This is a genomic window from Pseudomonas lactucae, assembly GCF_016937615.1.
Lineage (GTDB): Bacteria > Pseudomonadota > Gammaproteobacteria > Pseudomonadales > Pseudomonadaceae > Aquipseudomonas > Aquipseudomonas lactucae.
Genome location: NZ_JAFHKI010000132.1, coordinates 36,091 through 60,809, shown reverse-complemented (window position 1 = coordinate 60,809; position 24,719 = coordinate 36,091). Strand labels below are relative to the sequence as shown.

At 60.9% G+C, this 24,719-nt stretch carries 14 protein-coding genes, 4 tRNA genes and 5 pseudogenes; 3 read left to right on the top strand and 20 right to left on the bottom strand.

Annotated elements, in window-relative coordinates; translation table 11 throughout:
• The 7 genes and pseudogenes from JWR98_RS22565 to leuC all read right to left on the bottom strand — a co-directional run.
• A partial coding sequence (locus JWR98_RS22565; protein ID WP_279654208.1) for a type IV pilus assembly protein FimV occupies positions 1 to 1,127 on the bottom strand: 1,127 nt, incomplete at its 3' end.
• Positions 1,128 to 1,290: 163 nt separating this feature from the next.
• Positions 1,291 to 2,300 (bottom strand): annotated as a pseudogene (locus JWR98_RS22560) (aspartate-semialdehyde dehydrogenase).
• Between the two features lie 169 nt (positions 2,301 to 2,469).
• A pseudogene (asd, locus tag JWR98_RS22555) lies at positions 2,470 to 3,580 on the bottom strand (aspartate-semialdehyde dehydrogenase).
• 64 nt (positions 3,581 to 3,644) lie between these two features.
• Positions 3,645 to 4,727 carry a 3-isopropylmalate dehydrogenase gene (leuB, locus tag JWR98_RS22550; RefSeq protein ID WP_078733927.1) on the bottom strand — a complete coding sequence of 361 codons (1,083 nt, stop codon included), beginning with the start codon at positions 4,725 to 4,727 and terminating at the stop codon, positions 3,645 to 3,647.
• 51 nt (positions 4,728 to 4,778) lie between these two features.
• Positions 4,779 to 5,543, bottom strand: coding sequence for a class I SAM-dependent methyltransferase (locus JWR98_RS22545; protein WP_078733928.1), 765 nt, complete (start codon positions 5,541 to 5,543; stop codon positions 4,779 to 4,781).
• 136 nt (positions 5,544 to 5,679) lie between these two features.
• Positions 5,680 to 6,324, bottom strand: a complete 645-nt coding sequence (gene leuD, locus JWR98_RS22540) for a 3-isopropylmalate dehydratase small subunit (protein ID WP_078733929.1) — start codon at positions 6,322 to 6,324, stop codon at positions 5,680 to 5,682.
• A 10-nt stretch (positions 6,325 to 6,334) separates the two neighbouring features.
• Complete coding sequence (gene leuC / locus JWR98_RS22535; protein ID WP_003175100.1) at positions 6,335 to 7,753, bottom strand: 3-isopropylmalate dehydratase large subunit; 1,419 nt, start codon at positions 7,751 to 7,753, stop codon at positions 6,335 to 6,337.
• A 139-nt stretch (positions 7,754 to 7,892) separates the two neighbouring features.
• Between leuC and JWR98_RS22530 the strand changes: the two genes are divergently transcribed.
• Both JWR98_RS22530 and JWR98_RS22525 read left to right on the top strand, forming a co-directional pair.
• Positions 7,893 to 8,783: a LysR family transcriptional regulator gene (locus tag JWR98_RS22530; RefSeq protein WP_078733930.1), complete on the top strand. Its 891-nt coding sequence runs from the start codon at positions 7,893 to 7,895 to the stop codon at positions 8,781 to 8,783.
• Between the two features lie 64 nt (positions 8,784 to 8,847).
• Positions 8,848 to 12,125, top strand: a pseudogene (locus tag JWR98_RS22525) (PAS domain S-box protein).
• Here JWR98_RS22525 and JWR98_RS22520 read toward each other — a convergent pair.
• The 13 genes and pseudogenes from JWR98_RS22520 to uvrB all read right to left on the bottom strand — a co-directional run bounded on the left by JWR98_RS22520 (position 12,122) and on the right by uvrB (position 23,142).
• Positions 12,122 to 13,384 (bottom strand): hypothetical protein, encoded by a 1,263-nt coding sequence (locus JWR98_RS22520; RefSeq protein WP_205491234.1) that lies wholly within the window; start codon positions 13,382 to 13,384, stop codon positions 12,122 to 12,124. The pseudogene JWR98_RS22525 and the gene JWR98_RS22520 overlap by 4 nt on opposite strands.
• Positions 13,385 to 13,494: 110 nt before the next feature.
• A pseudogene (locus JWR98_RS22515) lies at positions 13,495 to 14,249 on the bottom strand (hypothetical protein).
• A gap of 285 nt (positions 14,250 to 14,534) precedes the next feature.
• Entirely contained in the window at positions 14,535 to 15,338 is an 804-nt protein-coding gene (locus JWR98_RS22510; protein WP_078733933.1) for a hypothetical protein, read from the bottom strand.
• Between the two features lie 407 nt (positions 15,339 to 15,745).
• Entirely contained in the window at positions 15,746 to 16,705 is a 960-nt protein-coding gene (locus JWR98_RS22505) for a tRNA dihydrouridine synthase (protein WP_205491233.1), read from the bottom strand.
• A 55-nt stretch (positions 16,706 to 16,760) separates the two neighbouring features.
• Entirely contained in the window at positions 16,761 to 17,195 is a 435-nt protein-coding gene (locus JWR98_RS22500) for an acyl-CoA thioesterase (protein WP_003175108.1), read from the bottom strand.
• A gap of 39 nt (positions 17,196 to 17,234) precedes the next feature.
• Positions 17,235 to 18,066 (bottom strand): annotated as a pseudogene (locus JWR98_RS22495) (alpha/beta hydrolase).
• Positions 18,067 to 18,080: 14 nt separating this feature from the next.
• Positions 18,081 to 18,620 (bottom strand): TetR/AcrR family transcriptional regulator, encoded by a 540-nt coding sequence (locus JWR98_RS22490; RefSeq protein ID WP_078733936.1) that lies wholly within the window; start codon positions 18,618 to 18,620, stop codon positions 18,081 to 18,083.
• 181 nt (positions 18,621 to 18,801) lie between these two features.
• Positions 18,802 to 18,877: transfer RNA gene (locus JWR98_RS22485), tRNA-Glu, on the bottom strand.
• 78 nt (positions 18,878 to 18,955) lie between these two features.
• A tRNA-Ala gene (locus tag JWR98_RS22480) sits at positions 18,956 to 19,031 on the bottom strand.
• Positions 19,032 to 19,081: 50 nt separating this feature from the next.
• A tRNA-Glu gene (locus JWR98_RS22475) sits at positions 19,082 to 19,157 on the bottom strand.
• Positions 19,158 to 19,236: 79 nt separating this feature from the next.
• A tRNA-Ala gene (locus JWR98_RS22470) sits at positions 19,237 to 19,312 on the bottom strand.
• A 147-nt stretch (positions 19,313 to 19,459) separates the two neighbouring features.
• Entirely contained in the window at positions 19,460 to 20,941 is a 1,482-nt protein-coding gene (gene gltX, locus JWR98_RS22465) for a glutamate--tRNA ligase (protein WP_078733937.1), read from the bottom strand.
• Positions 20,942 to 21,126: 185 nt separating this feature from the next.
• Positions 21,127 to 23,142, bottom strand: a complete 2,016-nt coding sequence (uvrB, locus tag JWR98_RS22460; protein WP_078733938.1) for an excinuclease ABC subunit UvrB — start codon at positions 23,140 to 23,142, stop codon at positions 21,127 to 21,129.
• 343 nt (positions 23,143 to 23,485) lie between these two features.
• Here uvrB and JWR98_RS22455 point away from each other — a divergent pair, with 343 nt between their 5' ends.
• Positions 23,486 to 24,682, top strand: a complete 1,197-nt coding sequence (locus JWR98_RS22455; protein WP_078733939.1) for an amino acid aminotransferase — start codon at positions 23,486 to 23,488, stop codon at positions 24,680 to 24,682.
• Positions 24,683 to 24,719 lie beyond the last annotated feature (37 nt).

Here is a 24,719-nt window from a genome sequence, read left to right as displayed (position 1 = left end):
AGCGGGGGCTGCCGGGGTGCCGCCGGATCGGCGGCCAACTGCGCGGGCATCGCCGCCGTGGCCTGCGCTGCCGGGTCGGCTTTTTCTGCCTGCAAACGCGCCAGCTGATCGTTCTTCAGTTGAATCAGCTTTTGCAGCTTGTCCAACTGGCTTTGCAAATCTGCCGCGCGGCTCTTGAGTTCTTCGTTGTCACGACGGGTGGTGTCCAGCTGTTCCTGGGTCATTGCCAGTTTGTCGCTCAAAACCTGGCTGTCACCCGCCTTGCCTTTACCGCCCTTCTTGGCCGCCTCGGCCGAGACCAGGCTCAAGTTGTCCTTGGCATTGGTGCTCGCCGGCGCGTCACCCGCCTGGGTACGCTTGGTGGCGTCCAATTGCTGCTTGCCCGCCGTCTGGCTGTTGGCGGAGCGACGCCCCTGGCGCCAGGCCTCGTTTTGCGCGCGCACTTCGGCAATCGCCTGGGGTTGCGGCAGTGCGGTGCTCTGTACGGTATCCGGCAGGCGCAGCACCTGGCCGGTCTTGAGGCGGTTGATATTGCCGCCGGCAAACGCACCAGGGTTCAGCGCCTGGATAGCCAACATGGTTTGCTGCACCGAGCCGCCATTGCGGTGTTTTTCGGCAATTTCCCACAGGGTGTCATGGGCGGTGGTGGTGTGCTGGGCCGTGGTGCTCGTCGCGGGCGCGCTCAGGCGTGGGGCGGACGCAGCGGTGGTCGGGGCCGGCTGGTCGAACTTGGCCGGGTCGAGCAACACGCTGTAGTCACGCATCAGACGGCCATTGGGCCACTGCACCTGCAGCAGGAAGCGCACGTAGGAATCGGGCAGCGGCTTGCTGGAGGTGACACGCACCACGCTGCGACCGTTGGGGTTGATGACCGGGGTAAACGTCAAGTCATTGAGAAATGCCTGGCGATCCACACCTGCATCCACAAACGCCTGGGATGAGGCCAGGCTGGGGGTGATCTCGGCAGCGCTGAGGCCGCCGACATCGAGCAATTCGATTTCCACCGACAACGGCTGGTTCAACTTCGACTTGAGGGTCATTTCCCCCAGTTGAAGCGCCTGCGCCATACCGGAGGACAGCGCCGAGGCGGCCGCTATTGCTAACACCAGTTTGCGAACTTGAACCATAGCCTCATCCTTTGTCTGAACACTCCCCGGCCTGCGAGAAGGTTGGTAACCGCTTGCCATAAGGCATGGCGAGCCGATAGGTCACCGACACGCAACTGTTCCTGCTTGGGGCCAAGCATAGCGCCTGGTTAGAATCAATCTACAAATTGCCGCCAAGTATCTTTTACACAAGGCGTTTTATCAACAACTGCGCCAGTTGCACGGCGTTAAGCGCCGAGCCTTTGCGTACGTTATCTGACGTCAGCCACAGATTTAGTTCCGCCGGGTCATCCACGCCGGCACGCACCCGGCCGACATAGACCACATCCTGGCCCACCGCATCGCCCACCGCCGTTGGGTAATCCCCCGCCTCTACAAGCTCTATGCCGGGCGCGGCATCGAGTACGCGGTTGACGGCGGCCAGGTCGACCGGTGCGTCCAATTGCAACGACACAGTCAGGCTATCGCCAAAAAACACCGGAGCTTGAACGCATGTTGCTGAAATCTTTAGCAAAGGAGTGTCCAACACGGCACGCAGTTCGTGTATCAGACGTTTCTCCAAGTCTGTATGACCCTGGGCATCTGGCGTGCGACTTGTGCCAGCAGGTTGAAAGCCATCTGCCGATCGAAGAACTGTGGCTCCAGCGGACGCACGTTCAACAGCTCGGCAGTCTGGCGGGCCAGTTCACCGACCGCTTCGCGACCCTGGGCCGACACTGCGAGGTTCGCGGTCACGCTGACCCGCTGAATCTCCAGCAAACCGCGCAACGGCGCCAGCACCACCGCCAGGTTGGTCGCGGACGGGCTTGGGCTGCCGAGCTGGAACGGTTTTTTCAGACCGTCAAGGACATGCGCATTGGCTTCCGGCACCACTTGTAGCGCCTGGTCGGCGGGCAACGCGCCGGACAAATCGATCACCGAACAACCCGCCGCCGTGGCCCGTGGCGCAAAACTCAGGGTTACCGCAGGGCCCGCAGCGAAGAACGCCAGTTGCGCCTTGCTGAAGTCGAACTCATCGACTTCCCTGACCCGCACATTCTTGCCGCGAAACGGCACCGATGCGCCGGCGGAGTTGCTGCCCGCCAGCAGGTACAGGGTGCCCACCGGGAAATCCAGCTCTTCGAGAATCTGCACCAGGGTTTCGCCAACCGTGCCGGTGGCGCCGATCACAGCGATTTCAAAGGTCTGGGTCATGGGTCTGCCTCGGGCATTACGGGGGAGCGGCACTTTACCGGGTGGCTGGGGGTGAGGCAATTAACCTGGGGCTTGTGGGGTGGCTGAAGGCGCTATCGGGGGCCCGAAAGCACAACAAAAAACCCGCGCCTGTCACCAGAACGCGGGTTTCTCATAGTGCCTCAAGCAATCAACGCTCCAGCAGAATCCGCAACATGCGACGCAGCGGTTCAGCCGCGCCCCACAGCAACTGGTCGCCCACGGTGAACGCGCCGAGGAACTGGCTGCCCATGTTCAGCTTGCGCAGACGCCCCACCGGTACATTCAGGGTGCCGGTGACCTTGGTCGGGCTCAGCTCCTGCATGCTGATATCACGGTTGTTCGGCACCAGCTTGACCCACGGGTTGTGCTGGCTGATCAGCCCTTCGATATCGGCGATCGGCACATCTTTGTTCAGTTTGATGGTCAGCGCCTGGCTGTGGCAGCGCATGGCGCCGATGCGCACGCAGATGCCGTCAACCGGGATCGGGCTCTTGAAGCGACCGAGGATCTTGTTGGTCTCGGCCTGGGCCTTCCACTCTTCGCGGCTCTGGCCGTTCGGCAGCTCTTTGTCGATCCACGGGATCAAGCTGCCGGCCAAGGGCACGCCGAAGTTTTCGGTCGGGTAGGCATCGCTGCGCATGGCTTCGGCCACACGGCGATCGATGTCGAGGATCGCGCTGGCCGGATCGGCCAGTTGATCGGCGACGGCCGCATGAGTGGCCCCCATTTGCTTGATCAGTTCGCGCATGTTCTGCGCGCGCGCCGGACGCCGCCTGATAGGTCATGGCGCTCATCCATTCGACCAGGCCGGCTTCGAACAGGCCACCCAGGCCCATCAGCATCAGGCTGACGGTGCAGTTGCCGCCGACGTAGTTCTTGGTGCCGGCGTCCAGTTGCTGGTCGATGACCTTGCGGTTGACCGGGTCGAGGATGATCACAGCGTCATCCTGCATGCGCAGGCTCGAGGCGGCGTCGATCCAGTAACCCTGCCAGCCGGCTTCGCGCAGCTTGGGGAACACTTCGCTGGTGTAGTCGCCGCCCTGGCAGGTCAGGATCACGTCGAGGGTTTTCAGCTCGTCAATGCTGTAGGCATCCTTGAGCGGGGCAATATCCTTGCCCACGGACGGCCCTTGACCACCCACGTTCGACGTGGTGAAAAACACCGGCTCAATAAGATCGAAATCCTGCTCTTCCAGCATCCGCTGCATGAGCACGGAACCGACCATACCGCGCCAACCGATCAGACCTACACGTTTCATCGCAACTACACCTTGTTAAAAAGTGGGCCGCCTGGCAGCAACAACTGCCAGCGGGCCCGAGAGATTACAGATTCCGCAGCGCGGCGACTACTGCGTCGCCCATTTCTTGCGTACCCACCCTGGTGCAACCCTGCGACCAGATGTCGCCGGTGCGCAGGCCCTGGTCCAGCACCAGGCTCACGGCCTTCTCGATGGCATCCGCAGCATCGGACAGGTTGAAGCTGTAACGCAACATCATCGACACCGACAAGATGGTCGCCAACGGGTTGGCAATGCCCTGGCCCGCGATGTCCGGCGCCGAACCGTGGCACGGCTCGTACATGCCCTTGTTGTTGGTGTCCAGGGACGCCGACGGCAGCATGCCGATGGAACCGGTGAGCATCGACGCCTGGTCGGACAGGATGTCGCCGAACAGGTTATCGGTGACGATCACGTCGAACTGCTTGGGCGCGCGCACCAGTTGCATGGCGGCGTTATCGACGTACATGTGGCTCAGCTCGACGTCCGGGTAGTCCTTGGCCACTTCTTCGACGATTTCACGCCACAGTTGGCTGGAAGCCAGGACGTTGGCCTTGTCGACCGAGCAGACCTTCTTGCCACGCACGCGGGCCATGTCGAAGCCGACACGGGCGATACGGCGGATTTCGCTCTCGCTGTACGGCAGGGTGTCGTAGGCCTGGCGCTCACCATTGGCAAGCTCACGCACACCGCGTGGCGAGCCGAAATAGATACCGCCGGTCAGCTCACGCACGATGAGGATGTCCAGCCCCGCGACCACTTCCGGCTTGAGGCTCGACGCCTCGGCCAGTTGCGGGTAGAGGATTGCCGGGCGCAGGTTGCCGAACAGGCCCAGTTGCGCGCGGATTTTCAGCAGGCCGCGTTCAGGGCGGATGTCACGCTCGATCTTGTCCCATTTCGGGCCACCCACCGCGCCGAGCAGCACAGCATCGGCGGCACGGGCGCGCTCCAGGGTCTCGTCGGCCAGGGGCACACCGTGCTTGTCGATGGCCGCGCCGCCGATCACGTCGTGGCTCAGCTCGAAGCCCAGGCTGTATTTGCTGTTGGCCAGTGTCAGGACCTTGACCGCTTCGGCCATGATTTCCGGACCAATACCGTCGCCTGGGAGAATCAGAATCTGCTTGCTCATGGGTTCCTCATTTCATCGAGCGACCTGCCCGGGGGCAGGTCGGAAAATTGATCAGCGTTCGGCCCACACCACCAGCACGTCAGTGCTGAAGGTGCCGTCGGCTTGAATTTCATAGTAATCGCGCACTTCCTGCCCCATCGCCTGCTGCAGTTCAAGGATTGCCGCGCGCAAGGCCTGGGGCGTGCGCATGCGCTCGACCCACGAGGTGTATTCCAGGCGCAGACGCTGACGGCTGCTGTTACGTACATGCAAGCCGGCTTCGCTGAGCTGGCGCATCCACTCGGCGGCGGAGTAATCGCGCACGTGGCTGGTGTCGCGCAGCACTTCGACGGTTTGCAGGTAAGTGTCCAACAGCGGGCTGCCCGGTGACAACACATCCACGAAGGCCACCACGCCGCCGGGCTTGAGCACGCGGCGCACTTCACGCAGGGCCAGGCCGAGGTCGCTCCAATGGTGGGCCGAGTAGCGGCTGAACACGAAGTCGAATTCGCCATCGGCGAACGGCAGGCGTTCGGCGGCGCCGTTTACGGTGCTGATATTGGTCAAACCACGCTCTTGCGCAGCAGCGGCGACCACGTCGAGCATCTGCTGGGACAGGTCGTAGGCCACTACCTCTTTAACCAATGGTGCCACATGAAAGCTGACATGACCGGCGCCGCAGCCCAGGTCCAGCAGGCGTGCGCTGCCCTGCCCGGCCAGTTCGGCCTGGAGCAGCGCGAATTCGGTGCCTTGGGCGTGCACGGCACTGCTCAGGTAGGCCGCAGCCTGCTCGCCGAATTGTTTTTGCACGACTTGGGTGTGGGCGGTGGTGGTCATGGTGGCTCTCCTTGGGTGGTGTGTTGTTAACACTGGCCCTATCGGGGGCAAGCCCCCTCCCACCTTTGACTGCATTCACGAATCAAAATGTGGGGGGGGGCTTGCTCCCGATGGCGGCAGTCCTGCCTACAGCAAATCAGGCGTCGCGAAACAACCAAGGCTGACTCGCCCGGTGTTTGGCTTCAAACGCCGCAATCGCATCGCCATCCTGGAGGGTCAGGCCGATATCATCCAAACCGTTGATCAGGCAGTGCTTACGGAACGCATCCACTTCAAAGTGGTACACCTTGCCGTCCGGGCGGGTCACGGTTTGCGCGGCCAGATCCACGGTCAGTTGGTAGCCCACCTCGGCTTCAACCTGCTTGAACAGCTCGTCGACTTCTGCGTCGGTCAAGATGATCGGCAACAGGCCGTTCTTGAAGCTGTTGTTGAAGAAGATGTCGGCGTAGCTCGGCGCAATGATGCTGCGAAAGCCATACTCTTCCAGGGCCCAGGGCGCATGTTCACGGCTGGAACCGCAACCGAAGTTTTCCCGGGCCAGCAATACACTGGCGCCCTGATAACGTTCGGCGTTGAGCACGAAGTCCTTGTTCAGCGGGCGCTTGGCGTTGTCCTGGTAGGCGTAGCCCACATCCAGGTAGCGCCATTCGTCGAACAGGTTAGGGCCGAAACCGGTGCGCTTGATCGACTTCAAGAACTGCTTGGGGATGATCTGGTCGGTGTCCACGTTGGCACGGTCCAACGGCGCGACAAGACCTGTGTGTTGGGTAAAAGCTTTCATCGGGTATTCCTCAGATCAATTCGCGAACGTCGATGAAACGACCGTTGACGGCAGCGGCGGCGGCCATGGCCGGGCTGACCAGGTGGGTCCGCCCGCCGGCGCCCTGGCGCCCTTCGAAGTTACGGTTGGAGGTGGACGCGCAATGCTCGCCCGACTCCAAACGGTCCGGGTTCATCGCCAGGCACATCGAGCAGCCCGGCTCGCGCCATTCAAAACCGGCCTCGAGGAAGATCTTGTCCAGGCCTTCGGCTTCGGCTTGCGCTTTGACCAGGCCCGAGCCCGGCACCACGATGGCTTGCTTGATGGTCGAGGCGACTTTGCGGCCCTTGGCGATCACCGCCGCGGCGCGCAGGTCTTCGATCCGCGAGTTGGTGCAGGAGCCGATGAATACGCGGTCCAACTGGATGTCGGTGATCGCCTGGTTGGCTTTCAAGCCCATGTACTTCAACGCGCGCTCGATGGAACCGCGCTTGACCAGGTCGGCCTCGCGGGCCGGGTCCGGCACATTCTGGTCGACGGCCAGGACCATTTCCGGCGAGGTGCCCCAGCTGACTTGCGGCTTGATCTGCGCGGCGTCGAGCTCGACCACGGTATCGAACACTGCGTCGGCGTCGGACACCAGGTCTTTCCAGGCTTCGACCGCAGCGTCCCAATCGGCGCCGCTTGGCGCGAATGGGCGACCTTTGACGTATTCAACGGTTTTCTCATCCGCCGCTACCATGCCCACACGCGCACCGGCTTCGATGGACATGTTGCAGATGGTCATGCGGCCTTCGATGGACAAATCGCGAATGGCGCTGCCGGCGAATTCGATGGCGTGGCCGTTACCGCCGGCGGTGCCGATCTTGCCGATCACGGCGAGGACGATGTCCTTGGCGGTCACGCCGAACGGCAAAGTGCCTTCGACGCGGACCAACATGTTCTTCATCTTCTTGGCGACCAGGCACTGGGTGGCGAACACATGTTCCACCTCGGACGTGCCGATGCCATGGGCCAGGGCGCCAAAGGCTCCGTGGGTGGAGGTGTGCGAGTCGCCGCAGACCACGGTCATGCCCGGCAAAGTGGCGCCCTGCTCCGGGCCGATCACGTGCACTATGCCTTGACGCACGTCATTCATCTTGAATTCGGTGATGCCATATTCATCGCAGTAATCGTCGAGGGTCTGCACCTGCAAACGCGATACGGTGTCGACAATAGCGTCGATGCCGCCCTTGCGCTCCGGGGTGGTCGGGACGTTGTGGTCCGGGGTGGCGATGATCGAGTCGACGCGCCAAGGCTTGCGCCCGGCCAGTCGCAGGCCTTCGAACGCTTGGGGCGAGGTCACTTCATGGATGATGTGACGGTCGATGTAGATCAGCGACGACCCATCATCGCGCCGTTTCACTTCATGGGAATCCCAAAGCTTGTCGTAAAGCGTTTTGCCGGCCATCAGTCGGTCCTCATCAGCGGTGTTTCATGCGCCGGGCTTTTCAATAACCCTTTGGCTTGTGAGGCTGATGGTATGGCGCTACATTAAATAACTCAAATTCATATTTTTTATGCTTTGGATTACCAACTGGAATACCACCATGGACCTGGCCAACCTCAATGCCTTTATCGCCATCGCCGAGACCGGCAGCTTCTCCGGGGCGGGCGAGCGCTTGCACCTGACCCAACCGGCCGTCAGCAAACGCATTGCCGGGCTTGAGCAACAACTCAAGGTGCGCCTGTTCGACCGCCTGGGTCGCGAAGTCGGCCTGACCGAAGCCGGCCGGGCCCTGCTGCCGCGCGCTTATCAGATTCTCAACGTGCTGGACGACACCCGTCGCGCGCTCACCAACCTCACCGGCGAAGTCAGCGGCCGCCTCACCTTGGCCACCAGCCATCACATCGGCCTGCACCGCCTGCCGCCGGTGCTGCGCACCTTCACTCGGGAATACCCGAACGTCGCGCTGGATATTCAGTTTCTCGACTCGGAAGTGGCCTACGAAGAAATCCTGCATGGCCGCGCCGAAGTGGCGGTGATCACCCTGGCGCCCGATCCCCATCACCTGGTGCGCGCCACCCCGGTGTGGGACGACCCGCTGGATTTCGTCGTGGCGCTCGAACACAGCCTGGCCGGCAACGGCACCATCAGCCTGGCGGATATTGCTCGCCATCCGGCGGTTTTCCCTGGCGGCAACACCTTTACTCACCATATTGTCAGCCGACTGTTCGAAGCCCAGGGCCTGACGCCGAACATCGCGATGAGCACTAACTATCTGGAAACGATCAAGATGATGGTGTCCATCGGCCTGGCCTGGAGCGTGCTGCCACGCACCATGCTGGATGATCAGGTGGCGAGCATCGCTTTGCCGGGCATACAACTCAGTCGCCAGCTAGGCTATATCGTGCACACCGAAAGGACGCTGTCGAACGCTGCGCGGGCGTTCATGAGCCTGCTGGACGCACAAACGGATCTGCCAGGAATACCGGCATGAGCCGCTGCAGCTTCAGGCATGAGTACCCCGCGCTGTCAGTCCATCGAGCCAAGGCCCTTTGATAATGCGCAACCCCGTCGACTCTGTGCCACCCTTGCCCCGCATCTACGCCCTCGACCCGCAAGAGGCGGAACAGAGCTGGGACAGCGCTCCGCAATTGCTGGCCGCGCTCAATGCCGCCCGGCTGGGTGCCTGGTACTGGGAAATCGACAGCGGAAAAATCAGCTGGTCGCGAGGCACCCAGGCGCTGTTTGGCTTTGACCCCCGGCAGCCGTTGCCCAAGGACCTGGAATACCTGGATCTGCTGGCGCCGGAGGATCGCGCCCGTGTGATCCGTGCGTTCCACGCAGTATTGGCCGGCGAGCCGTTCGAGCAGGCCATGCACCATCGCATCCGCTGGCCGGATGGCAGCCAGCACTGGCTGGAAATCAATGGCAGCCTGCTGCCGGACAAGGCCGGCCGGCGGCGCATGATCGGGGTGATCCGCGAGATCACCCACCAGCGCGAGCGTGAAGCCGCCCTCAGCCATTCCGAAAAACGCTTCGCCACGCTGTTTCATCTGTGCCCCAACATGGTCCTGCTGACGCGCCAGTCCGATGGTCTGATCAGTGAGGCCAACCAGTATTTCGAGATGCTGTTCGGCTGGCCGGTGGCCGACGCCATCGGCCGCACCACCCTGGACCTGGGCCTGTGGCACCACCCCGAACAGCGCGTGCAACTGGTCAAGGCCACCCAACGCAAGGGCGAGCCCATCACCATGGAGGTGCAGTTTTGCGCCAGTAACGGCCAGATCCACGATGGCACCCTCAGCGCGCAGAAGGTCGAGCTGGAGGGTGAGGCGTACCTGATCAGCACCTTCCTCGACACCACCGAACGCAAAAACGCCGAACAAGCCCTCAAGGACAGCCAGGAACGTCTCGATCTGGCCCTGGACTCCGCCCAACTGGGCACCTGGGACTGGCACATCCCCACCGGCATGCTCTATGGCTCGGCGCGCGCGCCCAACTGCATGGACTGCCGCCCGAACCCTTCCATGAATCCTTCGATGCATTCTTCGAGGGCATGCCCGACGAAGAACGCGACAACATGCGCAGCGCCTACCGCACCCTGCGCGAAGGCCCGGCCGGCAACTATCAACTGACCTACCGCGTGCCCATGGAAGACGGCACTTCGCGCTACCTGGAAAGCCGCGCCCGCCTGTACCGCGATGAGCGCGGCGCGCCCCTGCGCATGGCCGGCACCTTGCTGGACATCACCGATCAGGTCGAGCGCGAACAACGCCTGAGTGCCTCCGAAGAGAAATTCGCCAGCCTGTTCCAGGCCAGCCCCGACCCGATCTGCGTCACCGGCCTGGACAGCGGCGCCTTTGTCGAAATCAACCCGGCGTTTACCCAGACGTTTGGCTGGACCGCCGCCGAGGTGATCGACAAAAGCGCCGACCAGATTGGCCTGTGGGACGACTCGAACCAGCGCGTGCAGCGTATCGAGCGGGTGATTCGTGACCAGGCGTTGAGCAATGTGGCCGTGGTGGTGCATCACAAGAATGGTCAGAGCCTGACCTGCGTCATTTCCAGCCGCTTGATCAAGGTCGGCGATCAACCGTGCATCGTCACCACGCTGCGTGATATCACCCAGCAGCAGCGTTCGGAGGCCGCCCTGAAGGCCAGCGAAGAGAAATTCGCCAAGGCCTTCCACTCCAGCCCCGACGCGATCTCCATCACCGAGCGCGAGACCGGCCGTTATGTAGAGGTCAACGACGGTTTCTGTCGCCTGACCGGTTACCGCGCCGAAGAAGCGATTGGCCTCACCCTATACCAGATCGGCATCTGGGCCGACGAGAACCAGCGCTCGGCATTGCTGGCCGAGCTGCAGATCAAGGGCCGCATTCATCACATGGAGATGATTTGGCACAACAAGCGCGGTGACTTGCTGGCGGTGGAAGTGTCGGTGGAGCCCATCACCCTCAACGAAACCCCGTGCCTGCTGCTGACCGCCCGGGATGTGAGCCTGTTGAAAAATGCCCAGGCGCAGATCCGCCACCTGGCCTACCACGATCCGCTGACCAACCTGCCCAACCGTGCGCTGCTGATGGACCGCCTGAGCCAGCAGATCGCCTTGCTCAAGCGTCACGACTTGCGCGGTGCGCTGCTGTTCCTGGACCTCGACCACTTCAAGCACATCAACGATTCCCTCGGCCATCCGGTGGGCGACACCGTACTGAAGATCGTCACCGCGCGCCTGGAGGCCAGTGTGCGCATGGAAGACACCGTGGCGCGCCTGGGCGGGGATGAATTCGTGGTGCTGCTCAGCGGCCTGGACGGCTCACGCACGCAAGTCAGCAAGCAGGTGCAGGCACTGGCCGACACCCTGCGCGAATTGCTCTCGGAGCCGATGTTCCTCGACGGCCAGCGCCTGCAGGTCACGCCCAGTATCGGCGTGGCGCTGATCCCCGACCATGGTTCGACCCCGGCCGACCTGCTCAAGCGCGCCGACATCGCGCTTTACCGCGCCAAGGACTCGGGACGCAATACCACGCAAATGTTCCACAACAGCATGCAAAGAACCGCCAGCGAACGCCTGCGCATGGAAACCGACCTGCGCCTGGCCCTGTCGCGAGGCGAGTTCAGCGTGCATTACCAACCCCAGGTGGATGCGCGCGGCAACAAGATCATCGGTGCCGAAGCGCTGGTGCGCTGGCAACACCCGGAGTTGGGCGCGCAATCACCGTCCGAATTCATCAAGGTGCTGGAAGACAGCGGCCTGATCCTCGAAGTGGGCACCTGGATCCTCGACGAGGCGTGCGCCGCCTTCGAACAACTGATCAAGGAAGGCAAAGTCGACCCGCTGAATTTCAGCCTGTGCGTCAACATCAGCCCCCGCCAGTTTCGTCAGAATGACTTCGTGGAAAAGGTGGAGCACAGCCTCAACCAGCACTCACTGCCCTATAGCCTGCTGAAACTGGAAATCACCGAAGGCATCGTGATTCAGAACCTGGATGACACCATCAGCAAGATGCGCCGCCTGAAAAAACTCGGCGTGAGCTTTGCCATGGATGACTTCGGCACCGGCTACTCGTCGCTGACCTACCTCAAGCGCCTGCCGGTGGATGCGCTGAAGATCGACCAGTCGTTTGTACGCGACGCAACCCACGACCCCAACGACGCCGAAATCATCCGTGCCATCGTGGCCATGGCCCGCAGCCTCAACCTGGAGGTGATCGCCGAAGGCGTGGAGACCCTGGAACAACTGGCGTTCCTGCAACAGCTGGGGTGCCATTTGTTCCAGGGCTATCTGCATAGCCGGCCGTTGCCGATCGAGGGGTTCAGGCGGTTGTTGGGTTAAATGAGCTTGAGGGCCCTGAACCCCCGATTCATCCAAGGCGATGACGAGCGCAGGCTGTACTTCGATCCGTAATAATCGAGAGCGCCCTCGATGACCGCGACCGAATGGTCGTTATCGGCCAAGGTACCGATGGCGCCATTGGCCAGTTCGGTCACATTGCTTTCCCTCAGGTAGCCCAACAGCCCCAGCCGGCGCAAGGCTTGCCCCGGGTATTCACCATCGTTCAGGGTGCCCATGGCGGCCTCGAAACTTTCCCCGGCCCGAAAGTCGTTGTTGTCCAACTGGGCACGCTTGGCACTCACGGCGTACAGGAAATTGGCATCCTCCAACAGTGCCGGGGCGCTGCCGCGCAAGTGAGAGCCTTGTCTGGCCTTATCCAGCTCTTCCCGAGTGAGCGTCAGGGTGAAGCCATCCCGCATGACCACCTCATAACCTGCGGGAGTGGCTGTCACCGCTCGGTAAATGTCAGCCGGACTTTGCCCGAACCGCATCATGGCCGCCTTGATCGCCGAAACCGTCACGCAATTACCCTGGTACCCCTGGTAAAAGCCTCCCCAGATATCCTTGGGCTTTGGCTTCACGGGTGCCTTGTGCGCAGGCGGCTCGTATCGCGACTTATCAGGGAACAAGCGATAGCCGTAGCGATTGCCAACCGTGCGCCGGTCGGCATAGTGATGCGCGACCCCATTCACTACCAGGCTGCTGCCCAGGCTATGGCTATCCACCACCGCCACCACGCCCTCAGCCACCATCTCGCTCGGCGTAACGTATTGGGTAAGGCCCTGCACACCCATGCCCTGCAAACACCTGAGGGTGGTTTCGCCTTGCAGGCTTTTTGCCAGGGCCTGGTCAAAACTGGCGTACCCGCCCACGGCCTGTTTGCGTTTTACAAAGACAGCCAGCGCAAAATTGGCCGCCTTGACGGCTTCGGCGTCATGACCACTGAACCTCGACGCCTGCGTGACTTGCCTCAGCTCGTCATGGCTGACATGGACCTTGAATTCGTCCTTCATCGTCACGCCATAGCCCCAACCGGAAGGCGTGACTTGATTGAACATGTCCGCCGGCGTGGCGCCCAGTATCATCATCATCATCTTGATCACGGCGCCATGAGTGCTGACGTCGAAGTGCTCGCCAAAACGCCTCTGGGCGATATCGAACAACGGGGAAACCTGCTTGCGTTTTTCCCCTACCTCCGAAAACAAGCCGCTCGGACCTGTCACCGGCAACACCGACGGGGCGCACACTGAGATACTCATCGACTGGTTTCCTGATTACCTGAAAAAATTGACCAACAAGCAACCAGAGGCGACGGTCCGGTTGGAACCGCGTCCTGGCCACACTTACGTTTTATCGCGCTCGTCCATGCTCACATCAACGCTACCGCGTCACCGAAGGTGGGAGGCGCGCCCTTGCGCCCCCACATTTCTTCACGGCCATTGATGACCGCCACCGAATGCCGGTGCGGTTGCACATCCCCACCTGCCCGCGCGCAAGATCGCGTACGGACACACGCTTCATGTGTGCCTTCAGCCCCAGCCGCTTGAATCCTTCCCCCGGCCCGCGTTCATCCTCGCCATTGTTCAAACTGCGAATGGCCGCCTGGAAACTCCTTCTCGCCGTACCATCGTTGTTCTCCATCTGCGCGCGCTTGGCACTGACTGCAAACAGAAAATGCGCATCCTTGAGCATGCCTTTGTCTTGCCCGACAAACCGCGAACCGCGGACGCCTTCAGCCAGTTCACGGTCAGTGAGGGTGAGTTGGAAGTCGTCACGCATGGTGACCCAATACCCTCCGTCAACGCGCTTGACCTCTTTGTAGATATCCATAGGGCTCTGACCAAATCGATGCATCGCCGCCTTGATGGCCGACACCGTCACGCAGTTACCATCAGGCCCCTGGCGAAATCCGCTCCAGATATTGTCCGCCTTGGCACCGTTGCGTTTGCTGGACAGGCGAGGAATATCCCTCGAGCGGTCGGGGGTGGGCACTACGCGCCGAGGCAGAACTGACGGGATGATCTTGGGCAGCACAGCTTTTTCATCGGGAACTTTATTGTTTTGCTTTGCCAGCAAATTAAAAAACCGGGTAAAAAAAGAGTTCAATGAAGCCTGCATCAACATGAGTGCTTGCGCTTCATTTTCCTCTTCTTTTGTTTTTACTTGCACAGCATCTGAACAGGCACAAATACCACGCCCATATTCCTTATGTACCGGTATATGCCGAGCATAAGGTTCATTACGGGTATTAAGTGAACCACCCCCCATTACCGGCCCAACATCTGTGACACGAACAATATTTTTCACTGAAAGAACAGACATGCGTCCCCCATAGGCAGGCGCTTTCGCGATGCTTTATATGCGTGAAGGCACCTGCACAACTTTAAAAATTAAAGCCGGAAAGTTAACTCAGGATCTGTACGAGTTGCGTACGTTTAACCGCCAGTTTCTAGAGTTAAGTTGGACTTCGGCAGGGGCCGGGCTGGTCAGCTCCTGGTCAGGCACATCGGGCGATGGCTTCGGCGTGGCATCCGGTATAACAGTGGGCATTGGTTGAGGCTTGGTGTCAGGCGTCACACCGGGCGTCACCTCTGCCTTGACCTCGACCTTGTCCTCAGCGTTCACATCGGGGCCCACCTGTATGCGGGCCTTATTATCCAGCCGCATCTTCGACTTCGCGTCACTGTCCGCAGACTCAGGGCAATGACAATGACCCACACTGACGTTCACATGCATATTCGACTTAGCATCATGGGTTACGATGATCTCGGGTTTTGGCCCTTGCGACAGGCCAACCTTCAGGTTCTGTATCGGCGACTCTGACTTCGCAGGCACGGGAACACTGGGCTGTAGCTTCACTTCGAGTTTGTTTGCATCCGGCTTCCCGGAATGCTGATGTGCATCCGGTGTCACCACTGACTTGTTCGACTCCGGCACTATGACAGGCGCAGTTTTCGGCCCCATGAACATTTCGCGCATGGCGCTGAAAATCTGTTCAAGCATGTCGAATAACTTAGTGAACGCAGCACCAGGCACCATGACTTGATTGTTGAGAACCGGAAGTTTTTCATCACGCACCCCCGCCTGGCTGGTGACTATACCGCTGGACTGCACATTAGAATTACCGGTGCTTTTTGCTGGCGCTACAGACTTATTCCCCAGCGAAAACTGTTCAACATTCACGTGTGGCCGATTATTAAACGATACAGACATTAGCAAATTCCTTAGTTCATAAACCTGAATCCAATAAAGGATCATAAAAGAGAAATGTTTTGACCAACTGGAGACAACAACGCTTCACAGTCGCTATGTTCGTGGAAAGTTAGGCTATCGAGTTCCTGAAATCGTCATTCATATAAGGAAACCAAAAGGCATTATCAGACTTTGCCCCATGGACACTCGCCCTAAGACCTTGCAGCAAGCCGCGGATAAAGCTGAAGAACCGTCACACGCGCTAATAAACTGCGGACAAGCAATTGATCGATAACATTCAAGTGCCCGCCGGCCGAATTTTTGTGCTAATTCGCGCGCGCAAAAAAAAGAGCGCCAAGGGCGCTCTTTTCAGATGAGGTGCTTCAGGCCACAGGGGGGGGTGCCGAGTGACGGTCACCCTCAACCGCTCAGGCGGCGACCGGATGGGCCATCCCCAGCAGACGACTGACCTGCTGCAAATCCGTCTCGCGACGCATCATCGTGAACAGTTCCACCGCCTGCGGATAATTGCGCGTCAGCATCGCCAGCCACTGCTTCAAGCGGCCCGGCGCTTGCTTTTCGGTCAATTGAGCGACGGACTGGGTCCAGAAATCCTGGAGCATGGGCTGCATTTGCGCCCAGGTCATTTCCACCACCTCCTCACCCGCACGTGCCGCAGCAATCTGCCGCGCCAGGTCCGGGCGCGCCACCAGGCCGCGACCAAGCATGATGTCTTCGGCACCACTGATTTCGCGACAACGCTTCCAGTCTTCGACACTCCAGATGTCACCATTGGCGAACACCGGCACCTTGACCACGTCCTGCACACGCGGGATCCATTCCCAGTGGGCCGGCGGCTTGTAGCCATCGGTCTTGGTGCGCGCATGCACCACGATATGCGCCGCACCGCCTTCGGCCAGGGCCGTGGCGCACACCAACGCACCGTCCGGGCTGTCGAAGCCCAGGCGCATCTTGGCGGTTACCGGAATATGGGCCGGCACGGCGCGACGCACATGCTCGACGATCTGGTTGAGCAGCTCCGGCTCCTTGAGCAGCACCGCACCGCCACGGGACTTGTTGACGGTCTTGGCCGGGCAGCCGAAGTTCAGGTCGATCACTTGCGAGCCCAACTCGCAGGCCAAGGCAGCGTTCTCGGCCAGGCACACCGGGTCGGAACCGAGCAATTGCACACGCAGGGGCACGCCGGCAGCGGTATGCGCACCGTGCAGCAACTCCGGAGCGAGTTTGTGGAAATAGGCAGGGGTGAGCAGGCGGTCGTTGACGCGAATGAACTCGGTCACGCACCAGTCAATACCGCCCACGCGGGTCAACACGTCACGCAGGATGTTGTCGACCAACCCCTCCATGGGTGCCAAAGCAATTTGCATGGGAAACACTCAACAAAAATCGTGGCGCAGTTTACTGGGTTTCCTACGCCAACCGTTAACCCCCTGTCAGGGCGGGGCCATAGCCTTCGATAAACTCGGCCGGCATGCGCTTGGGCTTGCCGCTGGAGAGTTCGATGCATACGAAAGTGGTTTGCGCGCGCAGCAGGGTTGCGCCGTCGCACGGACGTACCAGTTGAAACCGGCGGGTCATTTTCAGGCGCTGATCCCAATCGACAATCCAGGTGGCCAGTTGCAGCTCGTCGCCTTCATAGCCGGCGGCCAGGTAGTCGATCTCATGGCGTACCACGGCCATGGCTCGATCCAGGCGGCGGTATTCGGTAAGGTCCAGCCCCAGCCGCTGGGAGTGGCGCCAGGCGCAGCGCTCGAGCCAGGAGACGTACACCGCGTTATTGGCGTGCCCCAGGCCGTCGATGTCTTCAGGGAAAACCTGCAGGTCAATGATAAACGGCGTTGCCAAGTCCCAGCCCATGCCTTGCTCCCAGTCGATTAATGTCGGCCGGGCAGTGTATCAGGCGCTCTTGCGCTCCTGTAAACCGCAGCCCGCCAACAGCGCCAGCACGCCGTCGATCACCCGCGTGTCGGCCAGCACTTTCTGGTGACCGCCCTGCTCCAGGCGCAGCAGGCGACTGTCGAACCAGGCATCGTGAATGGCTTGAGAGGCCTTGACGGGCACGAAGGTATCGTCTTCGGCATGCACGATCAGGCCGGGAAGGTTCATCTGATAGTGGGCCACATCCAGGTGCTTGAGCGGCATGCCGAACGTGTGCTCAACCTCCTGGATAAACGCCGAACGCGCCCGTGGCGGCAAGCCGACCATCTGGGTGAAGCCGCGCAGGACATCAAGAAAACGTGACGGTGCGGCAATACTGACCAACGCCCCGGTACGCAAGCCCAGTTGCACCGCGAGCATTGCACTGGCACCGCCCATGGAATGACCAATCACCGCGTGCAGCGGTGGCAATTCGGCCGCCGCTTCCAGCATCGCGCGGGCAAACAGCAATACATGGGCTTCACGCCCCGGCGAACGACCGTGGGCGGGACCGTCCAGTGCAATCACCGAATAGCCGGTGTCGACCAATGCCGTGATCAAGCTGGAAAACTGGGTCGCGCCCTTCCCAACCATGCATCAGCAACACCGTCGGCCCCTGGCCCCAGCGCAGGGCCGACAAACCGAAGCGCAAGGTGATGCGCTCCGATTGCGCCAACAACGGCAGTTCCCAGTCACGTGGCGGCAGGTCGCGCGGGGTCATGAAGGTGCGACGCATCCTGCCGGCAACCATGCGCGGTGCCAGGCGGCCAACGGTGCCATTGAAACCACGAATCCAGGTGAAGGCGCCCATGATGCTCCCCCTCTTCAGCGCACCGCCGACTTGGCCGCACGTATCACGCGATCCGACAACTCGCCCGGCCCCAACGCTCGCGCCAGGGTCAGGCCACCCACCATCAAGGCCATGTCTGCCAGGGCCTTGTCGGTGTCTTCCGGGCAGCCGGCCAATTGCGCGACCATCAACTCGACATGCTCGCTCAATACCTCGCGAAACGCGTCCGGCAAACGGCCCATTTCGCCCACTGTGGCCGGCAACGGGCACGCCTGAGTGGTGGAGTCACGGTGTTTGCGCGACAGATAGAAGGCCGCCACCAGCGCCCGACGCTCTTCGCCGGTGAGCTGAGTGTCGATGTCGTCGATGGAGGCGCGGCGTTGCGCCAGCAATTGGCTGAACGCCTCCAGCATCAGCGCGTCCTTGCTTTCAAAGTGCGCATAAAAACCACCGACGGTCAGCCCCGCCGCGCCCATGACTTCACCGACACTCGGCTCGGCCGGGCCACGCTGGATCAACGCAGCGCTGGCGGCTTGCAGAATGCGTTCGCGGGTTTGTGCTTTTTTATCGCTCATCGAAGCCTCCGACTTTCATGGGTAGGATATTATTACCATAATAATATTTAGCAAGCGACCGCCACGACCACTGGTCAGAACACAGGAAGAGCATTGAAAGGGAATTGGCCAAACGCCAGACAAACAAAAGGGCCATTCAATAATTGAATGACCCTTAAAAATCCCGCAGAGCGGGTAATCGTGGCGTCCCCTAGGGGACTCGAACCCCTGTTACCGCCGTGAAAGGGCGGTGTCCTAGGCCACTAGACGAAGGGGACACAAACCTTCTATACAACTGACCGCGCTGAGAACGGTCGATTCAAGGATGGAGTGGCCAAAACCTTGAACCTGTAAATTGGTGGAGCTAAACGGGATCGAACCGTTGACCTCTTGCATGCCATGCAAGCGCTCTCCCAGCTGAGCTATAGCCCCGGATTTTTCGTCTCGCGACGCAGCAGACCTTTCGAACCGCTTGTTGAAACTGGCGTCCCCTAGGGGACTCGAACCCCTGTTACCGCCGTGAAAGGGCGGTGTCCTAGGCCACTAGACGAAGGGGACAAAACCTTCTGTACAACATGATCAGAGCTGAGACCTGATCGATTCAAGGACGGTGTGGCCAGACCTTGAACCTGTAAATTGGTGGAGCTAAACGGGATCGAACCGTTGACCTCTTGCATGCCATGCAAGCGCTCTCCCAGCTGAGCTATAGCCCCTCATCGGTGAGGACGGGGCGAATCTTAATGGCCGTTTGGAAGTGTGTCAAATTTATTTTCAACAATTTCCAAAATTTTTTGCCGGGATAACAATCACTTACCGACGAAACCCCGGAAAACCGGGGTTTCGTCGCTACAGCGCCCTGCTTAAGCGATAGCGCCCAGCAGCTTTTCCCACTCTTTGTTTTCTTTCTTCGACACACCACCAAGCAAATCAAGGGCTTGGCGCAGACGGAAACGCGTGAGGTCCGGACCGAGGATTTCCATCGCATCAAGCACCGACACCGAACTGGCCTGCCCGGTGATCGCGGCAAACATCAGCGGCATGGCATCGCGCAGCTTCAACTCCAGGGATTCCACCACTGCCTGGATCGTCGCGGTGATGGCGTCCTTCTCCCACTGGCGCAGGCTTTCAAGCTTCCACAGGATCAACTGCATCAACTGACGAACCTGGTCGCCCGAGAGCTTCTTGGACTCGAACAGCTTCGGATCAGGGTTAACGCCGCCCGCAAAGAAGAAACTTGCCAACGGTGCGACCTGGCTGAACGTTTCCACCCTGCCCTGCACCAGCGGCGCGATCTTCATCATGTACTCGGGGTTCAACGCCCACTGCTGCACGCGGCTGGCGAATTCTTCCACCGGCAGATCACGCAGCCACTGGCCATTGAGCCACGACAGCTTTTCGATATCAAAGATCGGCCCGCCCAGCGAAACACGGGAAAGGTCGAAATTGTCGACCATTTCCTGCAGCGAGAACTTCTCGCGCTCGTCCGGCATCGACCAGCCCATGCGGCCCAGGTAGTTGAGCATGGCCTCAGGCATAAAGCCCATGCGCTCGTAAAAAGTCACCGAGGTCGGGTTCTTGCGCTTGGACAGCTTGCTCTTGTCCGGGTTACGCAGCAGCGGCATGTAGCACAGCTGCGGCTGCTCCCAGCCGAAGTATTCGTAGAGCAGGATCAGCTTGGGCGCCGACGGCAGCCACTCTTCACCGCGCAGCACGTGGGTGATACCCATCAGGTGGTCGTCGACCACGTTGGCCAGGAAGTACGTCGGCAGGCCATCGGTCTTCATCAGCACCTGCATGTCCATGCGGTCCCACGGGATTTCGACGTCGCCGCGCAGCATGTCGGGCACCACGCACACGCCTTCGTTCGGCACCTTCATGCGGATCACATGGGGCTCGCCGGCGGCCAGGCGGCGCGCCACTTCTTCCTTGGACAGCAGCAGCGCGCGGCCGTCGTAGCGCGGGGTCTCGCCACGGGCCTGTTGCTCGGCGCGCATCTGATCGAGTTCTTCGGCGGTGCAGAAGCACGGGAACGCATGGCCCATGTCGACCAGTTGCTGGGTGTACTGCTTATAGATGTCGCTGCGCTCGCTCTGGCGATACGGACCGTGCGGGCCGCCGACATCCGGGCCTTCGGCCCAGGTGATGCCCAACCAGCGCAGGGCGTCGAAAATCTGCTGTTCCGACTCGCGGGTGGAGCGCAGTTGATCGGTGTCTTCGATCCGCAGGATGAATTCACCGCCATGCTGCTTGGCAAAGCAGTAGTTGAACAAGGCGATGTAGGCAGTGCCGACGTGGGGATCCCCAGTGGGCGATGGCGCGATGCGCGTGCGGACGGTGGTCATGGCGGGTCTCGAATGGGCGATAAAGCTGAAAATTGAAACAAGGGGCGAATGGTAACAGCCTGGGGGTTTTCTGGAAAACGAGGTGCGGCCATCGGGGGCAAGCCCCCTCCCACATTTGACCGGGTTCACACATAAGAGTGTGGGAGGGGGCTTGCCCCCGATGAGGCCGGTGAAGCCATCGCAAATCAAACAGCCAACAAACGCTCACGCAACTTGCCGATCTCATCGCGCGTCTGCGCCGCCGCCTCAAACTCCAGATCTCGCGCCAACTGGTACATCTTCTCTTCCAGTTGTCGAATGCGCTTGGTGATCTCACTCGGCGAGCGCAGTTCGTTCTCGTACTTGGCACTTTCCTCGGCGGCCTTGGCCATGCCCTTGCGCTTCTTGCTACGCGAACCGGGCACGGTGGCGCCTTCCATGATGTCGGCGACGTCCTTGAACACCCCCTTGGGGGTGATGCCGTTTTCCAGGTTGAACGCGATCTGCTTGTCGCGACGCCGCTGGGTCTCACCAATCGCCCGCTCCATGGAGCCGGTGATGCGGTCCGCGTACAGAATCGCACGGCCATTGAGGTTACGCGCCGCACGGCCGATGGTCTGGATCAACGAGCGCTCGGAGCGCAGGAAGCCTTCCTTGTCGGCATCGAGGATCGCCACCAGTGACACCTCCGGCATGTCCAGACCTTCGCGCAGCAGGTTGATGCCCACCAGCACGTCAAAGGTGCCCAGGCGCAGGTCGCGGATGATCTCCACGCGCTCCACCGTATCGATGTCCGAGTGCAAGTAGCGCACCCGCACGCCGTGGTCGGCCAGGTAATCGGTCAAGTCTTCGGACATGCGCTTGGTCAGCGTGGTGACCAGTACGCGCTCTTCCAGGGCCACGCGCTTGTTGATTTCCGAGAGCAGGTCGTCGACCTGGGTCAGCGCCGGACGGATCTCGATCTCAGGGTCGACCAGGCCGGTCGGACGCACCAGTTGCTCGATCACGCGGCCTGCATGTTCGGCCTCGTAGTTGCCCGGCGTGGCCGAGACAAATATCGTCTGCGGGCTGATGGCCTCCCATTCGTCGAAACGCATCGGCCGGTTATCCAGCGCCGACGGCAGACGGAAACCGTATTCCACCAGGGTTTCCTTGCGCGAACGGTCGCCCTTATACATCGCGCCCACTTGCGGCACGCTGACGTGGGATTCGTCGATCACCAGCAACGCATCGTCCGGCAGGTAGTCATAGAGCGTCGGCGGCGGCGCGCCGGATTCACGGCCCGAGAGGTAGCGTGAGTAGTTTTCGATGCCGTTGCAGTAACCCAGCTCCAGGATCATCTCCAGGTCGAACCGGGTGCGTTGCTCCAGGCGCTGGGCCTCTACCAGCTTGTTGTTGGCGCGCAGGTAGTCCAGGCGCTCGGCCAATTCCACCTTGATGCCCTCGATGGCGCCCATCAGGGTTTCACGCGGGGTCACATAGTGGCTTTTCGGATAGAACGTGAAGCGCGGCAGCTTGCGGATTACCTCGCCGGTCAACGGGTCGAAGGCCGAGAGGCTCTCGACTTCATCGTCGAACAGTTCGATGCGGATCGCTTCCAGGTCGGATTCGGCCGGGTAGATGTCGATCACATCGCCGCGCACGCGGAAAGTGGCGCGGGCAAAATCCATGTCGTTGCGGGTGTATTGCAGGCTTGTCAGGCGGCGCAGCAATTCGCGCTGGTCGAGTTTGTCGCCGCGGTCGACGTGCAGCACCATCTTCAAATAGGTTTCCGGGCTGCCCAGGCCGTAGATGCACGACACGGTGGTGACAATGATCGCGTCCTTGCGCTCCAGCAGCGCCTTGGTCGCCGACAGACGCATCTGCTCGATATGGTCGTTGATCGACGCATCTTTCTCGATAAAGGTATCGGACGACGGCACATAGGCTTCGGGCTGGTAGTAGTCGTAGTAGGAAACGAAGTACTCCACCGCGTTGTTCGGGAAGAACGCCTTGAACTCACCGTACAACTGCGCGGCGAGGGTTTTGTTCGGCGCCAGCACCAGCGTCGGGCGATTGATCTGCGCGATCACGTTGGCGATGCTGAAGGTCTTGCCTGAACCGGTCACCCCGAGCAGCGTCTGGTGCGCCAGGCCGGCTTCGATGCCTTCGACCATCTGGCGAATGGCTTCCGGTTGATCGCCGGCGGGTTCAAAGCGGGTGACGAGCTGGAAATCCGACATAACGTACCTCGTGAAGTCACCCCAGACTCGAAACCGCCAGGGACGAAATAGCTCAGCAACCCGCGAATAGTCGTCGCAGGCTGCAGGAAAAAACCATGATAGCTGTAGAAGTGGTGGCGAATGTGACGGGTTTCAAGGCAATCGCCCTCCCAGCCATGCAGCAGCGTTGTTGCAATAAGACTAACGGTCGGCAAATAAACCGAAAAACTTGGCCGAAAAGCCGTTTCGGTGGTCGCCCTCAGCGGTGATGGCCTCTATACTAGCTCCCCGTTTGTGCACCGCTCTAGTGCATTCGGCTGGAGCGCGACACGTCCCTCCCTTCCCCCATAGAGCTGCCGCAAAAATGAGCCTGTTCTCCGCTGTCGAAATGGCACCACGCGATCCTATCCTGGGCCTCAACGAAGCATTCAACGCCGATACACGAACCACCAAGGTCAACCTTGGCGTCGGCGTTTACTGCGACGAGGAGGGGAAGATTCCACTCTTGCGTGCCGTTGCCGAAGCGGAAGCCATTCGCGTGGCGCAACATGCCGCCCGTGGCTACCTGCCGATCGACGGCATCGCCGCGTACGACAAGGCCGTGCAAACCCTGCTGTTCGGTGACGCGTCGCCACTGCTGCAAGCCGGCCGCGTGGTCACTGTGCAAGCCGTCGGTGGCACCGGCGCGCTGAAACTGGGCGCGGACTTCCTCAAGCAACTGCTGCCCGACGCGGTCGTCGCCATCAGCGACCCAAGCTGGGAAAACCACCGCGCGCTGTTCGAAACCGCCGGTTTCCCGGTGCAGAACTATCGCTACTACGACGCGGCCACCCACGACGTGAACCGTGCCGGCCTGCTCGAAGACCTCAACGCCCTGCCGCCGCAGTCCATCGTGGTACTGCACGCCTGCTGCCACAACCCGACCGGTGTCGACCTGAGCCCGGCCGACTGGCAAAACGTGTTGGACGTGGTCAAGGCCAAGAACCTCGTACCCTTCCTCGACATGGCCTACCAGGGCTTTGGCGACGGCATCCACGAAGACGCCGCCGCGGTGCGTCTGTTCGCGGAATCGGGCCTGACCTTCTTCGTCTCCAGCTCGTTCTCCAAATCGTTCTCGCTGTATGGCGAACGTGTGGGCGCGCTGTCGATCGTCGGTGACTCCAAGGAAGAAAGCGCGCGCATCCTGTCCCAGGTCAAGCGCGTGATCCGCACCAACTACTCCAACCCGCCGACCCACGGCGCGGCGATTGTGGCAGCCGTGCTGAACAACCCTGAGCTGCGCGCCCAGTGGGAAGCCGAACTGGCGCAGATGCGCCTGCGCATCCGTGGCATGCGCGAGCAGATGGTGGCTGAACTGGCCAAGGCGGCCCCGGGCCACGACTTCAGCTTCGTCGGCCGCCAGCGTGGGATGTTCTCCTACTCCGGCCTCACCGTTGAACAAGTCGGCCGCCTGCGCAGCGAGTTTGGCATCTATGCGCTGGATACCGGACGTATCTGCGTTGCGGCGCTGAACCAGGCAAACATTGCTGCGGTCACAAAGGCCATCGTCCAGGTGTTGTAAGCCTGCTGGCGCGGCACAAGAGGGGAAGCCGATGGCT

Excerpts from the sequence above, each read along its gene's own strand:
- leuB (WP_078733927.1), bottom strand. The coding sequence starts at position 4,727 with ATGAGCAAGCAGATTCTGATTCTCCCAGGCGACGGTATTGGTCCGGAA.
- JWR98_RS22545 (WP_078733928.1), bottom strand. The coding sequence starts at position 5,543 with ATGACCACCACCGCCCACACCCAAGTCGTGCAAAAACAATTCGGCGAG.
- leuD (WP_078733929.1), bottom strand. The coding sequence starts at position 6,324 with ATGAAAGCTTTTACCCAACACACAGGTCTTGTCGCGCCGTTGGACCGT.
- leuC (WP_003175100.1), bottom strand. The coding sequence starts at position 7,753 with ATGGCCGGCAAAACGCTTTACGACAAGCTTTGGGATTCCCATGAAGTG.
- JWR98_RS22530 (WP_078733930.1), top strand. The coding sequence starts at position 7,893 with ATGGACCTGGCCAACCTCAATGCCTTTATCGCCATCGCCGAGACCGGC.
- JWR98_RS22520 (WP_205491234.1), bottom strand. The coding sequence starts at position 13,384 with ATGAGTATCTCAGTGTGCGCCCCGTCGGTGTTGCCGGTGACAGGTCCG.
- JWR98_RS22510 (WP_078733933.1), bottom strand. The coding sequence starts at position 15,338 with ATGTCTGTATCGTTTAATAATCGGCCACACGTGAATGTTGAACAGTTT.
- JWR98_RS22505 (WP_205491233.1), bottom strand. The coding sequence starts at position 16,705 with ATGCAAATTGCTTTGGCACCCATGGAGGGGTTGGTCGACAACATCCTG.
- JWR98_RS22500 (WP_003175108.1), bottom strand. The coding sequence starts at position 17,195 with ATGGGCTGGGACTTGGCAACGCCGTTTATCATTGACCTGCAGGTTTTC.
- JWR98_RS22490 (WP_078733936.1), bottom strand. The coding sequence starts at position 18,620 with ATGAGCGATAAAAAAGCACAAACCCGCGAACGCATTCTGCAAGCCGCC.
- gltX (WP_078733937.1), bottom strand. The coding sequence starts at position 20,941 with ATGACCACCGTCCGCACGCGCATCGCGCCATCGCCCACTGGGGATCCC.
- uvrB (WP_078733938.1), bottom strand. The coding sequence starts at position 23,142 with ATGTCGGATTTCCAGCTCGTCACCCGCTTTGAACCCGCCGGCGATCAA.
- JWR98_RS22455 (WP_078733939.1), top strand. The coding sequence starts at position 23,486 with ATGAGCCTGTTCTCCGCTGTCGAAATGGCACCACGCGATCCTATCCTG.